Annotated in this window: 11 protein-coding genes; 6 read left to right on the top strand and 5 right to left on the bottom strand. The window is 50.1% G+C overall.

Annotated features, from left to right (window positions below):
• The 4 genes from JW878_08325 to gyrA all read right to left on the bottom strand — a co-directional run.
• On the bottom strand, positions 1-1,167 hold a 1,167-nt coding region (locus tag JW878_08325), incomplete at its 3' end, for a hypothetical protein (protein ID MBN1763062.1).
• A 277-nt stretch (positions 1,168-1,444) separates the two neighbouring features.
• Positions 1,445-2,962 carry a rubredoxin gene (locus JW878_08330; GenBank protein ID MBN1763063.1) on the bottom strand — a complete coding sequence of 506 codons (1,518 nt, stop codon included), beginning with the start codon at positions 2,960-2,962 and terminating at the stop codon, positions 1,445-1,447.
• Positions 2,963-2,964: 2 nt separating this feature from the next.
• Positions 2,965-3,192: a CDGSH iron-sulfur domain-containing protein gene (locus tag JW878_08335; protein MBN1763064.1), complete on the bottom strand. Its 228-nt coding sequence runs from the start codon at positions 3,190-3,192 to the stop codon at positions 2,965-2,967.
• 176 nt (positions 3,193-3,368) lie between these two features.
• Positions 3,369-5,861, bottom strand: a complete 2,493-nt coding sequence (gyrA, locus tag JW878_08340) for a DNA gyrase subunit A (GenBank protein MBN1763065.1) — start codon at positions 5,859-5,861, stop codon at positions 3,369-3,371.
• 254 nt (positions 5,862-6,115) lie between these two features.
• On the opposite strand from gyrA, the gene dnaK reads away from it, so the two are divergent.
• The 6 genes from dnaK to JW878_08370 all read left to right on the top strand — a co-directional run bounded on the left by dnaK (position 6,116) and on the right by JW878_08370 (position 13,523).
• Positions 6,116-7,954, top strand: coding sequence for a molecular chaperone DnaK (gene dnaK / locus JW878_08345; protein ID MBN1763066.1), 1,839 nt, complete (start codon positions 6,116-6,118; stop codon positions 7,952-7,954).
• 181 nt (positions 7,955-8,135) lie between these two features.
• Complete coding sequence (dnaJ, locus tag JW878_08350) at positions 8,136-9,272, top strand: molecular chaperone DnaJ (protein MBN1763067.1); 1,137 nt, start codon at positions 8,136-8,138, stop codon at positions 9,270-9,272.
• 109 nt (positions 9,273-9,381) lie between these two features.
• Complete coding sequence (locus JW878_08355) at positions 9,382-9,810, top strand: hydrogenase iron-sulfur subunit (protein ID MBN1763068.1); 429 nt, start codon at positions 9,382-9,384, stop codon at positions 9,808-9,810.
• 94 nt (positions 9,811-9,904) lie between these two features.
• Complete coding sequence (locus tag JW878_08360) at positions 9,905-10,618, top strand: hypothetical protein (GenBank protein MBN1763069.1); 714 nt, start codon at positions 9,905-9,907, stop codon at positions 10,616-10,618.
• Between the two features lie 86 nt (positions 10,619-10,704).
• Complete coding sequence (locus JW878_08365) at positions 10,705-11,892, top strand: Coenzyme F420 hydrogenase/dehydrogenase, beta subunit C-terminal domain (protein ID MBN1763070.1); 1,188 nt, start codon at positions 10,705-10,707, stop codon at positions 11,890-11,892.
• A gap of 5 nt (positions 11,893-11,897) precedes the next feature.
• Complete coding sequence (locus JW878_08370; GenBank protein MBN1763071.1) at positions 11,898-13,523, top strand: molybdopterin-dependent oxidoreductase; 1,626 nt, start codon at positions 11,898-11,900, stop codon at positions 13,521-13,523.
• A 146-nt stretch (positions 13,524-13,669) separates the two neighbouring features.
• Here JW878_08370 and JW878_08375 read toward each other — a convergent pair whose 3' ends face one another.
• A complete protein-coding gene (locus JW878_08375) occupies positions 13,670-14,137 on the bottom strand; it encodes a type IV pilin (protein ID MBN1763072.1) in 468 nt (155 codons plus the stop codon).
• Positions 14,138-14,628: the final 491 nt, after the last annotated feature.

Genomic DNA, 14,628 nt, shown 5'->3' on the forward strand with positions numbered 1-14,628 from the left:
GTACGTGCACGAGCCCTCGAAACAATAGTAATCTCGAACTTCACACCCATCACCATAAACATAACAGCCATCGTTATCGCTGCAATTATCGCTCGATACAACGGTGTATGTGCAATTCCCTCCTGAGCAGTAATAGTCCCTATATTCTCTTAGGTCTCCATTGCAGTACCAGCCATCGTAGTCACTGCAGTTCTCTACCAATTGATCCTCCGCCCAGCTGGTGTGCTCGGTACATACTCCACCGTCACAATAAAAATCATGAAATATTTGATGTTTCCGCACCGTATCGCCGGAACAGTAGTAAACATAACCGTCGTAATAATCGGTATGTCTATTTGAGTAATTGTACGTGCACGTGCCCTCAGAGCAATAGTAATCTCTATCTTCACAGCCGTCATCATAAACATAACAGCCATCGTGAGTATCGCAGTTCGCAATCTGAACCCTGAAGTGAGCTGCTGGACCCCAGTTTTCTGCGTCATCCTTTGCTCGCACATGGAAGTACCAGGTGTCAAATGTTAAATTGGTGTAGGAACTAGTATTTTCGGACGTATCGCACGTTTCATCAGGCGTTGTAGATGCGGAATTATCGAGGACATAGCTATAGCAGGCGATTCCAGACTGATTTACCGGGGTTGTCCATGAAAATACTGGACTCGAATTGCAATAGCTGAGATTTTCATCCGGATGTGTGGGCGACGAAATAATCGGAGCTTCTGGCGGTTCTCCATCGGCTACTGGAGTAAACGGTAACTCATCTACCACGTCATCAGCCATCGAGATATTGCTCGCGTTTATCGCAGCAAAGCCGGCTAGAACAAGGTCATCATGAGAGCGCCTGATTGCGCTTCCTATACCGTCAGCATCAACAACCGGTTTGCCGCCGCCTGTGCCTACGCTCAATAAAATGAGCTGTTTGTTCACGTTCACGTTCTCGTAATAGGTGCCGCTGTGCACGCAGATGGTCTCCCCTGCAGTGGCATTATCCACTGCATGCGAGATCGGCGTGCAGCTCAGGTTTAAATCGCCACCATCGTGCCACCCGCCGGTCTCGTTCACAGACAAATTGCCGCAGTCGCAGTCGAGAGTAGTGACACTTGCTACCGTCGTTAGAAGCACGAAGGCAGAAATGAATGCAATCGCTACAGTAATTATTTTTTCATTCATTTCCTTCATTGCTTTTCCACCGCTATAACTGTCATCTACATTCGCACATGTATATTTAAGCCTTCCGCTTTCGTGCACGCTCAGTTCATGCTCGATAGGAATCACACGCCGGAACCTTGCAAACGGGCAATTGTTATAAAGTGAGAATGCGGTGACGCTGATGAGTGTTTGTCTTGGGATAGGCGAGTGGCAGCGAGAAAATATCCTCACATCTGAGGCCCACAGCAAGCATTAAAACTTAACGTGCGAACCGAATTTCTGAGGGGCGAGGGCGCCTTCAAACGTGCTCTATCGCTGTGTGGTCGGAGATCTCAGAGTTCGTTGTGCACAAATCGGTAATGCTCAGCTTGTGCACGTCATCATTCCCCGTGAGCCGTGCGAAATCCTTCAATTCCTCGGTAGAAACGTGCAAGAAGTTCTCTAATCTCTTCGCCGAGATCTCTACGTTCAGCCTCGACCGTAACGCGGGATCGTGCGTGGTCACGCCAACGGGACAGTTGCCGGTATCGCAGAGCCGGTACTGCTGGCACGCGCACGCCATTAAGGCTGCAGTACCAATAGCCACGGCATCGGCACCAAGAGCCAGCGCTTTGGCGAAATCCGAGGAAACCCGCAAACCACCGGTGATAACGAGCGATAGATCTTTCACACCGCGTTCATCCAGGAACTTCCGTGCTCGATACAGTGCAAACAGGGTGGGCACTGAGGTAGCATCCTTAACGAACTTCGGCGAGGCCGCCGTTCCACCGGGCCGACCATCAATCGTGATAAAGTCCGGCTGTGCATACGCGGCAACCTCCAGATCAGCTTCGATATTGCCCGCGGCGATTTTAACCCCAATGGGCTTGCCGCCCGATTGCTCCCGCAGCCACGCGACCTTGCTCTTCAGCTCGTCTTTTGTTCGTATATCCTCAAAATGCGCGGGGCTCACGATATCGGTCCCTTCCGGATAGCCGCGTATCTCCGCAATCTCTTTCGTCACTTTCTCCGCGGGCAGGTGAGCACCCATGCCCGGTTTCGTCGATTGCCCTATTTTCAGTTCAAAGGCATCCGCGCTCTTCAGGTTCTCGTCCGTAACACTATACCGGTTCGGCACGTATTCGAAGATGTACTTGTAGGCGTTTTCACGTGATTCCTGCAGGATTCCGCCTTCGCCTGAGCACATTGCCGTTTTAACGGCGGCGCTCCCCTTTGCCAGGGCGATCTTGACCTCGCGTGACAGTGCGCCGAAGGACATATGCGTCACATAAATCGGCGTCTCGATGATCAACGGATGCTTTGCTTTTGGGCCTATAACCGTCCTCGTGTTCACGGGTTCTTCCGCGCTCAGCGGTATTCTCGCAAGCTGCGCGCCCTTTATCAGGATGTCGCCCCAGGAGATTACCTGTTTGGTTGTGCGCATCGGCTCGATGATCGATTCTCCGGTTACCGCTATTCTGTGGATATCGGCCATATGGGTCTCTAAAGCGTCTGATTTCCCTCCCCTCACACCCTGGTAACTGGTGACCTCAGCCTTTTTCGGATAAGAAACGGCAATTTTCGTTTTTGCACCACACTGAGGGCACGTTATTTCCGTTGTTTGCTCCTCAATTCCCGGTTCTCCTTCAAGGGGCACCAAATGTGTCTTATCAGAGCCGCAGATGGGGCACCGCCAGTCGTCTGGGAAGTCTTCGGGCTTCGTGCCTGGCTTAATACCTGTGTTCGAATCGCCTCTTATTGCATCGTATTCGAACATGTTGCAGACATTGCAACGGTACCGCGTCCCGCTCGCGCGGCCTTGCTCTTTTACGTCCATTTTTAGGTGTTCAGGGATTCTTTTCCCTCCTCGTCTCTGAAGTTGATGTACCCGTGCGTGCCGTCGCAGAAGGGTTTGTGCGACGAGTGCCCGCATCTGCAAAGCCACATCTCCGGTTCTATTTTAAGTGACTCCCCTCTGGACGTTTTGAAGTTCTTGAGATCCCGAACGGCATACGGGCCGTTCAGGGTCACTTCTATGACCGGCTTTTCCCGTTTTATAGGCGTCATCCTGAAACCTCCACTACGCTAGCTAGATTTTCCATACATACTGCGCTTGGACATTTATACTTTTCTCTACACTATCATGAGTCAAGTGGACAACAACGTAACGCCCGCTGCTCACCTCACCGGCGCTACAGGCCAGCAGAGATCATCAGAAGAAGCTATAAACCCTCGTATCGTGCCTAAACCACGTCCACCGCTACGATCCGCTCACCTGCCTTCACGTTCATCAAGCGGACACCCTGCGTGTTCCGTCCTTGAACGGGGATTTTTTTCACCGCGATTTTCGTCACCATATTGTCCGACGTGGCAATCATCAACTCGTCATCATTCTGTACCTGCTTGATACACACTACCTTGCCGTTCCGTGCGCTGGTTTGAATGCTAATCACGCCTTTGCCACCCCGATGCGTCTCTCTGTAAGTCTCCAGTTTCGTTCTTTTGCCATAGCCGTTCTCTGTTATCGTAACGAGTCGTGAATCACCCAAACTCAAGTCCACCGCCTCGATACTTGCTATCGCATCGCCCTTCTCCAATCTCATCCCGCGTACGCCTGCTGCGTATCTACCCATCTCCCGCAATTCATCTTCATGAAAGAGTATCGCCTTCCCGTTCTTCGCGCTTAAAATAATGCCGGTCTGCGCTTCGCCTTTTATCAACGCTACGTCGGTGAGCCGATCGTTCTTCCTTTGATCTACCTTAACGGCGACGATGCCCGTAACGCGTATCGCCTTCAGGCTCACGAGTGCGCTCCGCTTCACCACGCCTCGTTTGGTCGCGAAGACGATATAGGCATTCTCTATAGCGTCATCAACAGCTTCAGGTATGGCGAGAGCCGCTGCAAACTTCTCCTCTCCCTCTATTGCTGAGCCCACGCCAGGAAGGTTCACCAGTGGTTTCCCTTTTGCATGCCTGCTCGTTTGAGGAATCACGTACGTCTTCACCTGATATGCCCTGCCAGCTTCGGTAAACAGAATCAGACGTTCTCTCGTGGACGCACGTATGAAATACGAGATGACATCGCCTTCTCGCTTGTCTATAACGGCGATGCCCTTGCCTCCTCTCAGTTGCTGCTTAAAGATCTTCGCGGGCAATCGTTTCACGTAATCGCGCTCGGTAAAATAAAGGGCTACTTCCTCCTCCTCGATGAAATCACGCTCGCTTAGCGAGACCACATCCTCTATCTCTGTCCTTCTCGCATCGCCGTACTTCGACTTCAGGTCCAGCAATTCTTCTTTAATAACGCCGAATATGCGTGCCTCACTTGCCAGAACCTCCGTCAGCCACGCTATTTTTTGTTCCAGCTCCGCGCGCTCGGTTTCTATCTTGTCACGCTCCAGAGCGCTCAATCGCGAGAGCCGCATATCCAATATCTCTTTCGCTTGCGCCTCGCTCAGTTCGAATCGCGCGATTAATGCGTCTTGGGCGGTTTTGCTATCGCTGGACGCTTTTATTATCTGGATCACCTCATCGATATTCGTTATCGCGATGATCAAACCTTCTAATATGTGTTTACGCTTCTCTGCCCGTTCTAATTCGAACTGCAGCCGTTTTATCGTTACCTCTCTACGGTGCTTTATATAAAATTCGATGAGTTCCCTGAGCGTTAATACGCGCGGTTCGCCGTCCACGAGCGCGAGATTGATGACGCCAAATGTGGTTTCCAATTGCGTGCGCTTATAGAGCCGGTTCAAGATAATCGGAGCGTTCGCACCAGGTCTCAAGGATATGACAATCCGCATCCCCTTGCGGTCTGATTCGTCCCGCAGCCCTGTAATGCTGTCCACCTTGTATTTCCGGACGAACTCTGCTATCTCTTCCACCAGTTTGCTCTTGTTTACCTGGTACGGGATCTCCTTTATGATAATTTGATCTCGTTTACCTTTGCTTTTCTGCTCGATATCGACCTTGGCTCTCAGCCTTATACTGCCTCTGCCGGTCTCATACGCCAGTTTTATACCCTCGTAGCCGGATATGATCCCGCCAGTAGGGAAATCAGGGGCCGGTATTATCTCCATCAACTCTCCGATACTCACATCCGGCTCGTCTATTACTCGTATAATGCCATCGACCACTTCTGATAAGTTATGTGGCGGCATATTCGTGGCCATACCCACCGCAATACCGGACGAGCCGTTGATCAGGAGGTTCGGGATCTTTGCAGGCATAATCTTCGGCTCTTTCAGTGTATTATCAAAATTAGGGCTCCAGTCGACGGTATCTTTGTCAAGATCGACCAGAAGTTCCTCGGCTATCTTCGAGAGTCGCGCTTCGGTATATCGCATTGCAGCCGCGGAATCACCGTCTATGCTGCCGAAATTGCCCTGGCCATGAACCAGCGGGTAGCGGTATGAGAAATCCTGTGCCATTCTCACCATAGTATCGTACACGGCAACGTCACCGTGAGGATGGTACTTACCAAGGACATCTCCGACTATTCGCGCGGATTTCTTATGCGGCCGATTGTGCGTGACGCCGAGTTCGTGCATGCCGTACAATATACGCCGATGCACGGGTTTCAGACCGTCACGAACGTCCGGGAGTGCCCGCCCTACAATTACGCTCATTGCGTAGTCGATGTATGAACTCGTCATCTCTTCCGCAACGCTGACCTCTATGACTCGTTCGCGTTCTTCACCCGGCTCCTCGTTTACCTCATGCTCGTCTTCGTTCATGGTTCTGTCCAGTTAGAATAAGGGAGGTAAACGTAATAAAGAGTTGTGATTCTTGCTAACAAAGATTCGAGAGATGCGCTGTGCAGTTGTGCTGTAGAGACGGGGTTTAAACGAGGGCTGAGAACCGGACGGTGATGACAAAAACCGTTCCGTAACCCTAAGGATAAGCCTGGCCACAAATCGGCAGCACGCAAACTTTTATACTGAATAAAGGGGATACTAAGTACTGTGTATGATTAATTTGGAGGTAAAAAATGGCCAAAACAATAGGTATAGATGTGGGAACGAGCAACTCGGCTGCGGCTGCGCTCATCGGTGGTAAGGCCACGATCATTCCAAGCGCAGAGGGGACAAGTCTGGGAGGCAAAGCGTTTCCTTCGTATGTGGCGTTCACGAAAGACGGTCAGAGACTGGTTGGCGAACCTGCAAAACGGCAAGCAGTATCCAATCCCGAAGGCACGATCAGTGCTATCAAACGGAAGATGGGAACCGATTATAAGGTAAAAGTTCATGGCAAGGAGTACACACCGCAGCAGATAACTGCGTTTATACTTCAGAAGATAAAAACAGATGCAGAAGCATTTTTAGGCGATAAAGTTGACAAAGCGGTCCTAACCGTGCCGGCGTACTTCAATGATAATCAGCGGACCGCAACGAAGGATGCAGGCGCGATCGCTGGCCTGGAAGTCGTCAGAATAATCAACGAGCCGACGGCTGCAGCACTTGCGTACGGGATCGATAAGACCGAGAAGGAGCAGAAGATACTGGTATTTGATTTTGGCGGTGGCACGCTGGACGTAACGATAATGGAGTTCAGCGAGGGCGTATTTGAGGTTATATCCACGAGTGGCGATACGCAATTGGGCGGCACGGACATGGATACGGCGATCGTTGAATATGTCGCCGAGCAATTCAAGAAGGAATCGGGAATCGATGTACGGAACGACAAGATGGCGTCGCAACGGTTACGCGAGGCGTGCGAGAAAGCGAAGATCGAGCTTTCCAATGTGCTTGAAACCGATATAAATCTGCCGTTCATCACTGCTGATGCCTCGGGCCCGAAGCATCTTGTTACGAAGCTGACGAGGGCGAAACTGGAAGAACTCGTACGACCGATTGTTGACAAATGTAAAGGCTCCATAGATCAGGCGTTACAGGATGCGAAACTCACGTCGAAGGACGTCACCAAGATCGTATACGTTGGTGGCCCGACGCGGATGCCGATCGTCCAGAAATTCGTGGAGAATTTTGTAGGTACGCAAGGAGAGCGCGGCGTTGATCCGATGGAATGCGTGGCGCTGGGCGCGGCGATACAGGCGGGCGTATTAACCGGTGAAGTCAAGGACGTCGTGCTTTTGGATGTCACGCCGCTTTCGCTCGGTATTGAGACTCTCGGCGGCGTTTTTACCAAATTGATCGAACGAAATACCACGATTCCTACAAAGAAGAGCGAGATATTCTCAACTGCTGCGGATAGTCAAACGAGCGTCGAGATTAATGTGCTTCAGGGTGAGCGCGAGTTCGCTCGGGATAACACCAGCCTGGGGCGATTCCATCTGATGGGCCTTCCGCCAGCACCGCGCGGTATTCCGCAGATCGAGGTTACCTTCGATATCGATTCCAATGGCATTTTAAATGTCGCTGCGAAGGATCTGGGCACGGGCAAGCAGCAGGCGATTACGATCACCGCGTCTACCAAGCTCTCGCAAAGTGAGATAGATAAGATGATGGAGGACGCAAAGCGATTTGAAGAGGAGGACAAGCGACGTCGAGAGATCGTGGAGACGAAGAACCAAGCGGAGAGTCTCGTTTATACCACGGAACGATCCCTCACTGATCTGGGCGACAAGGTCACGAGCGATGAGCGCACGAAGATAATGGCGATCATAGAGCGACTCAAGGAGACGATCAAGACGGAAGACGTGAGCAAGATGAAGGCTGAGATGGAGGAACTGACGCGTGCGTTCCACGATATCTCAATGCGTGCCTATCAGCAAGCTGGCGCGCAATATCAGCAGCAAGCGGGACCACAGGAAGCGCCGAAACAAGGCCCTGTGGATGCGGAATACACGGTGATGGATGAAGAGGAATAAACGCCTCAGTGCTATCCATTAGCACATACAATACCGTCCTTGTGGACTGGAGCCACGTGAACAACTGGTACTTTATGTGGCTTTTTCCCTTTAGTTATTCAGTCGGGCATTTGCGGAGATGAACGAGCGCTTGCGCCAGAAGCATACGCGTAGACGGGGGAGGCCAAGATAGGTTAATAGGATGCCAAAGAAGAGCTATTACGACATACTGGGCGTGAATAAGAACGCGACAGAAGCGGAGATAAAAAAAGCGTATCGGAAATTGGCGAAGCAGTACCATCCCGACGTTTACAAAGGTGCTAAGAGTGAGGCGGAAGAGAAATTCAAGGAGATTTCAGAGGCGTACGAAGTACTGATAGACAAGGAGAAACGGGCGAAGTACGATCAAATAGGTGAACGAGTGGTAGACGAAGCCTTTGGACCTGAAGGGTTCGATTGGTCTCATTTCTCACATTACCGGGACGTGGAAGACATCTTTGGTAGCGCGATATTTGAATCGTTCTTTGGCTCTGCTGCGAGTCCGGGCTTTTCCAGTCGAGGTGGGATATTCGACACCCTCTTTGGCTCACGGGAGGGCATTGAAAGACCTGTTCGGGGGGCTGATGTCCGTTTACAGTTGGATATAACGTTAGAAGAAGCGGCACGAGGCGTGGAGAAGAAGATAGAGGTTCCGATGGCGAGCGTCTGTGAAGCGTGCGGGGGGACGGGCTCTCGATCGGGTAAATCGAGCGTCTGTCCCACGTGCAAGGGCAGTGGTCAGGTAAGAACCGTGCAAACCCGAGGCGGAGCCCGTATCATGCAAGCTACGGTCTGTCCGCAATGTAAAGGTATGGGGAAAGCGACGGTTGACCTCTGTAGCGTCTGCGGCGGCCGAGGCATGACAACGAAACGGAAGAAAATCGCGCTGAAGATAAAGAAGGGCGTTCCTACCGGCTATGAGATAAAGATACCAAAAGCAGGGAGACCTCCGGAATCGGTAATGGGCGGCGAACCGGGTGACCTGCACGTTCTACTCAACGTGGTACCCCACCGATTATTTGAACGGCGTGGCGACGATCTTCACATGACCGTGCCGATCAGTTTCGCTCATGCAGCCCTGGGCGGTGAAGTAACGGCCACGACGATCGAGGGCAAGCAGGTGAAGGTAACTATCCCACCGGAGACGCAGACGAACACCAAATTACGCTTGCAGGGGCTGGGAATGCCGCGGTTCGGAGGCGGTAACGGGAACCTGTTCATAGAAGTGGTCGTGCAGACGCCACGGAATCTGACGAAGAAGCAGAAGGACCTGCTAAAAGAGGCGTTAGTTGGTGCATAGCGGTTAGTTGTAGCGTTTGCTGTGGAGTAACGGTAACGCTAAATGTAATAATCACAGAGTATAGATCATTGATTGAGGAGAGAAACAAACCCAAAAGGTGAAGTTGACCGTGGCTGAAGAGGAGTGGGAGCCGAAGATTCTGGCGTTCTGCTGTAACTGGTGCTCGTACGCAGGTGCGGATGCCGCAGGGTTGGAGCGAAGGCAAATTCCGCCCACTGTACGCGTAATACGGGTAATGTGCTCCGGGCGGATCGACCCTGCGTTCGTCTTGCGGGGCTTTTTGGAGGGCGCGGACGCCGTTCTGGTTACCGGCTGCCATATCGGCGATTGCCATTACGTGGATGCGAATTACAAGACGAGGAACAGATACGAGTTTTTGAAGGAGTTCGTAGAGGAACTCGGCTTGGAACCCGACCGACTCCAGTTACGCTGGATTTCGGCGTCGGAAGGCCCGATCTTCGCGGATATGGTAAGAGAGGTGACGGAGAAGGTAAAGAAGCTCGGACCAAGTCCTCTGAGGCGCGCGTGGAAGTCGTAGCAAGAAAGAAAATGACATCCGCCTAAAGTTAAAATCCAGCTAAAGCTGGGATATTCCAAAAACAGATGAATATAAGAGCTAAGAGGTGAAAAAGATGGCAGTAGAGGAAACCGTTGAAGAAATAATATGGTTAGACGATCCTTATAAATGGGACTACCTTCGTGAGAGTGTAACGTCAACTACAAGGAGTGATTATGTTATGAGACAGTTAAAAAAATCGGGTTTATATAAATTAGTAGGTTACGATAATTTTAGAAAAAAAGGAAAAAGTACAGTTTACCATAAACACGTTTGGTGGCTTGCAAAGCATGATAAAGATTGCCCTGAAGCCATTCCAGATTATCAAGCAGGGGTAAAAAAGCCCAGTGGGGCAATTAATCCTAGAGAGATAAAAATACCTGACGGAATACGAATTATTAAAGATTATGAAATAGAAAGGGCTGTTAAAGAATGTTCATCTGATAACGATTATGACAAGGAATATAACAAGGCAAAAGAAGAAAAATGGCCTTTTTTAGTTATTAGGAAAAACTCCAAATATGCTTATTTCCGGTTTGATATGTGGCCGATAAATTATAACTTATCAGATGAAGGATTGGCTAAGTTTAGGGATTGTATAGATGATTTTTTTAAAAATATTCCTGAAGATTATAAAAATTTGATTTTGAAAAAAAGTAATGGCGATTTATCAGGCGCAAGTGAAGGCTCTTCACCAAAATTAAGAATTTATGAATGCAGGATATTGTCTAAGAAATTAAAGGAGATAGTTCTTGACAAGAAGAATTGGGAGGAACTAGCAAGAAACTAGCAAGATGAGGAATGTAAAACGTAAGGAGGTGAGACTATGGCATTCCTCCCACAACTGAAGTTGTTGGGATCCTGCCTGCGATTATCATGAAATCAAAGTACTACCTTGCGTGGGCAACGGATGATGAGATAAGGAAGAGAGGCGCGAACGGCGGCTTTGTCACTGCTACGCTGGTCAGTGCGTTGGAAACGGGCTTTATCGATCTTGCCGTGGTGATCGAGAAGAAGAGCGTTTATGAGGGCATACCCATACTGACGAGCGATCCTGAGGTAGTGAAGGACAGTAGCGGTTCTTTGCACGGCGTGCCGTTGAATCTCGCAAAGTACGTGCTGGAGTCCGCGCCGGATAAGCGAATTGGACTGCCAGTTAAGCCCTGTGACGCGCGTGGCATTATAGAACTGGCGAAACGGCAGCAGATAAACCTGAATAACGTGTATTTGATCGGGCTCAACTGCGGTGGTACACTACACCCGCTGCAAATGCGAGCGATGGCCGCGGAGTGTTTCGGGCTTGATCCTGATTCCGTACTGCGAGAAGAGATAACAGACGGGAAATTATTCCTGGTGCACGAAGCGGAAGGCACGGAGAAAGAGGCGGGTATGAAGATAGACGAGCTGGAAAGGCAAGGACGCGGTCGGAGAGACGCATGCAAGGCGTGCGATACGAAGATACCGGTAATGGCGGATTTAGCCTGCGGGAATTGGGGTGTGCCACAGGGCGAGCAGAAGACGTTTGTCGAGGTGCTGACAGAAAAAGGTGCGGCGATTCTGGACAACGCACTGAGCAATGGCGCAATCGAGATAGAGAACGCTTCAGAACAGGGTATCGAGCTGCGTAAGAAGATAGAAGCGAGCATGCAGAAATTAGCAGCACGCTGGAATGCCGAGCTGGACGTGCTGAAGGATTTGTCGCCTTCGGAGCGATTTGCGTTTTATAAAGCGGAATTGCAGCGCTGCATCCATTGTGGTGCGTGCAAAGCAGTCTGTCCGGTCTGCGCCTGTGAAGCGGATGCGAAATGCTTGGAACAGCATGATGAGACGGATTCGTACGCGATTTCGATGTATAACCTGCTCAGGCTACTGCATTTGATGGATTCCTGCATCCATTGCGGTCGGTGTGAGGACGTGTGCCCCGTGGACATACCGCTCACGCTCATCCAGAGACGATTCTCAGAGCGGATGCAGCGTCATTTGGATTACACGCCGGGCATGGAGGTCACGCAAACACCACCGTTGAACGAGACGAAGCTGCGATGGCGTGCTGAGGGGGAATAAAAGAGATGAGAACGTTAACGTCAATTTGTCCGGGCTGCAGTATCGGTTGTGGCTTGTATTTACTTGAATCGGAGGGAGGGGAGCGGCGGCACGGACTGAAAGTCGCGCATCGGACAGTAGCGCCGATGAACGAGGGCAAGCTCTGCAAGTTCGGGATGCAGTTGCCCGCCTATTACGATAAGGAAGCGCTGCATAATTCTGTAGATGGCAAGGAGGTAAACCATGAAGAGGCGATAGAAGCGGCCCGGGAACGACTCAGCAGTATGAACCCTGAGGAAATAGCGTTTATCGCGCTGCCGGGCACGATAACGAACGAGGAACTCGTGTCTTTTACTTCTTTAGCTTCTGAATTCGGCTGTGAGAACCTTTCGTTCGGGTTTGAACGGTTCTTCAGGGATATACCGGAAGAGGCATTCTATGTGCTCGAACACGGCTTGCCATTTTCTGACGTTGAAGCCGCCTCTAAGATCATTCTGTTCTTCGTTGATCCCTTCGTGCATTATCCATTGCTTGCGCGGAGGATTTTGAAGGCAAAGCGGAACGGGGCACGGATCATAGAGGTCTCGTTTACGAAGAACGAGCGTGGGTTGGCTGATGAAACTATTGTGGTTGCACCTCATGAGTTTGAAAGTCTAAGGGAGAAGAAAGAGCTTTTTGAGGATTCATTGATCATTGGCGAGTTAACACCGTATACCAATCCGCACCTGGTATCGTTAATGTTATGGCTGCAGGCATCGACGTCCTCGCGACTCTTTCTTTTGAAGCCGTTTTTGAATGTTACTGGCGCGCTGCTGATCAGCGGTGGCGGCAAAGGCGCGGAAAAGCGAAAGGATCTGTTCGAGATATTTGATCGGATAGATAGGGGCAAAATCAAGGCGCTTTATCTGCTCGAAACAGACCCTGTAAGTGTACTACTCGGAGGAGAAGAGGTTAAGAAAACACTATCAAAGCTGGACGTACTGATAGAGCAGAATGTGTTTAGAACGCCGTTGTCCGAGATTGCCACAATCACGCTTGGTTCCGAGCCGTTTTACAAGAAGAAAGGCACGATTGTTAACATAGAAGGACGAGTGTTAGACCTCGGTGGAGAATCGGCAAACGGGTTAGCGATACTGGAACGTATGGGCAAAGGGCGCTCTTATGAAGACGTGCACGAAGAAGTGAAGAAACGGTTGGGATTGGGAAGTTCAGAACCAAGCGAATTTGAAATTGCGGTAACGAGAACGGAAAGGAAGTTTGGGGTAGCATTTTTGGTAGAGTTTATTGATTCTTTTCTCTCGTTACTGAAGATGGGGAATGACGAAGAAAGGGGAGAAGAAGGATACTCCCTCTGGTATAAGACAAACCCGTTCTTCTGGGCTGGTGTTCGGGACAAGCAGTTCGTGGAGATCAGTCCAGCAGCAATGCGCACACTCGGTCTCTTTAGCGGAGACGAGATAGAGCTGGTCCAGGGGGATCTCAAAGAGCGGCTGGGATTTAAAATATCGGACGTGCCTGACGATTTGATTGTATCGGAGGATAAACTGGCAATTCAACCCTCGGATGGCCATTGGGCAGAGCTGCACAGAAGAGAGTTACTGACAAGCGTGGCGCTGCGAAGAGCAAAGCGGAGTAGTACGGCGGAAGAGTAAATGAGATGCCGCTTAGGTCAAGGTTAAATATAGTGAGGAGTGAATAGCGAAAGTTTTGGGTGATTTTGAGGGATAGCGATAGTAACAGGAAGAATTACAACGGAAATCATCAGTTCCGTGCAGAATCCTCCACCCCTCGCTTTCAGTCACACCACTACGGTCCAGCGCAGCACTTGATCGCTCGGTAAGAAGACGACGCTGATGCTATCGCCCACGGAAAGCTGCCGATCTGGCCCTAACTCTAGTTCTAATTCATCGCCAACTTCAAAATTGGACTTTGATATTGGGCCTCTGCTCAGCGATGCGTTCCCTTCGTATATCGCGCCGTTAATCCGTACCTCAAGGTTGTCAAAGACCGATTCATTCAAGAAGTGTTCGGGCTCGGAAGCAGGTGAAAAAGCATTCGGTATGACATCTCCACCCATGTGCACGATGGTTACATGAGACGAACCCGCCTTGGCACCGTCAACTAAAATGTTTACCGAAGACACCTCGAGCGAACGATAGAGTATATCGTAAGAGAAAGCCGCGACCAATGCCGCGATAATAATGACCACAACGATCATTAGAATCTCACCAATTACCTGACTGACCGCTCTGTTATCTTTCAGCATCCTTTTCTCCTACGGTTCGGTTGTTCACGCCATAATAAATACTTTTCTCCTATCACTTACACTGTGCGGAGTACAGATATTATTTCGTCAGTCCATGCCTTCAGATGGCACGGTAAAACTGACGAATGCGGTCATCAAATAACTGGTTAAATGTGTAAACTCCAGGATTTTTACCGTAAAGAAGGCCGCGCATATTTGCGGGATAACTGTGCACAGAGTTCAGCAACTGAGCTAAAGGTACCCATCGTAATAGGTGATAGTTCCGAGATTGAATCCGAATAGAAGACTGTGACGCATCATAGTGTTGAAAAGAAGGGTGTCCTTGACACAGTCGTTTTATTTATTCGGGATCAAAGGCTAACCTACTTATGTAAAGGAATCGAAAAGCAGAGAGAAGATGGGTTATTGTTAAGTAAACCAAAAAAGGTTACACATCGATGTATTCGTTTTTATGAGTCCTCTTTTCTTTCTTTTTCTGTAAAGGAGGATTA

This window comes from Methanomicrobia archaeon (assembly GCA_016930255.1).
Classification (GTDB): domain Archaea; phylum Halobacteriota; class Syntropharchaeia; order Alkanophagales; family Methanospirareceae; genus JACGMN01.

Bases quoted from the DNA above. Each gene is read 5' to 3' on its own strand.
- JW878_08335 (MBN1763064.1), bottom strand. From the start codon at position 3,192: ATGACGCCTATAAAACGGGAAAAGCCGGTCATAGAAGTGACCCTGAAC.
- dnaK (MBN1763066.1), top strand. From the start codon at position 6,116: ATGGCCAAAACAATAGGTATAGATGTGGGAACGAGCAACTCGGCTGCG.
- JW878_08330 (MBN1763063.1), bottom strand. From the start codon at position 2,962: ATGGACGTAAAAGAGCAAGGCCGCGCGAGCGGGACGCGGTACCGTTGC.
- JW878_08375 (MBN1763072.1), bottom strand. From the start codon at position 14,137: ATGCTGAAAGATAACAGAGCGGTCAGTCAGGTAATTGGTGAGATTCTA.
- JW878_08360 (MBN1763069.1), top strand. From the start codon at position 9,905: ATGGCAGTAGAGGAAACCGTTGAAGAAATAATATGGTTAGACGATCCT.
- JW878_08365 (MBN1763070.1), top strand. From the start codon at position 10,705: ATGAAATCAAAGTACTACCTTGCGTGGGCAACGGATGATGAGATAAGG.
- gyrA (MBN1763065.1), bottom strand. From the start codon at position 5,861: ATGAACGAAGACGAGCATGAGGTAAACGAGGAGCCGGGTGAAGAACGC.
- JW878_08370 (MBN1763071.1), top strand. From the start codon at position 11,898: ATGAGAACGTTAACGTCAATTTGTCCGGGCTGCAGTATCGGTTGTGGC.
- dnaJ (MBN1763067.1), top strand. From the start codon at position 8,136: ATGCCAAAGAAGAGCTATTACGACATACTGGGCGTGAATAAGAACGCG.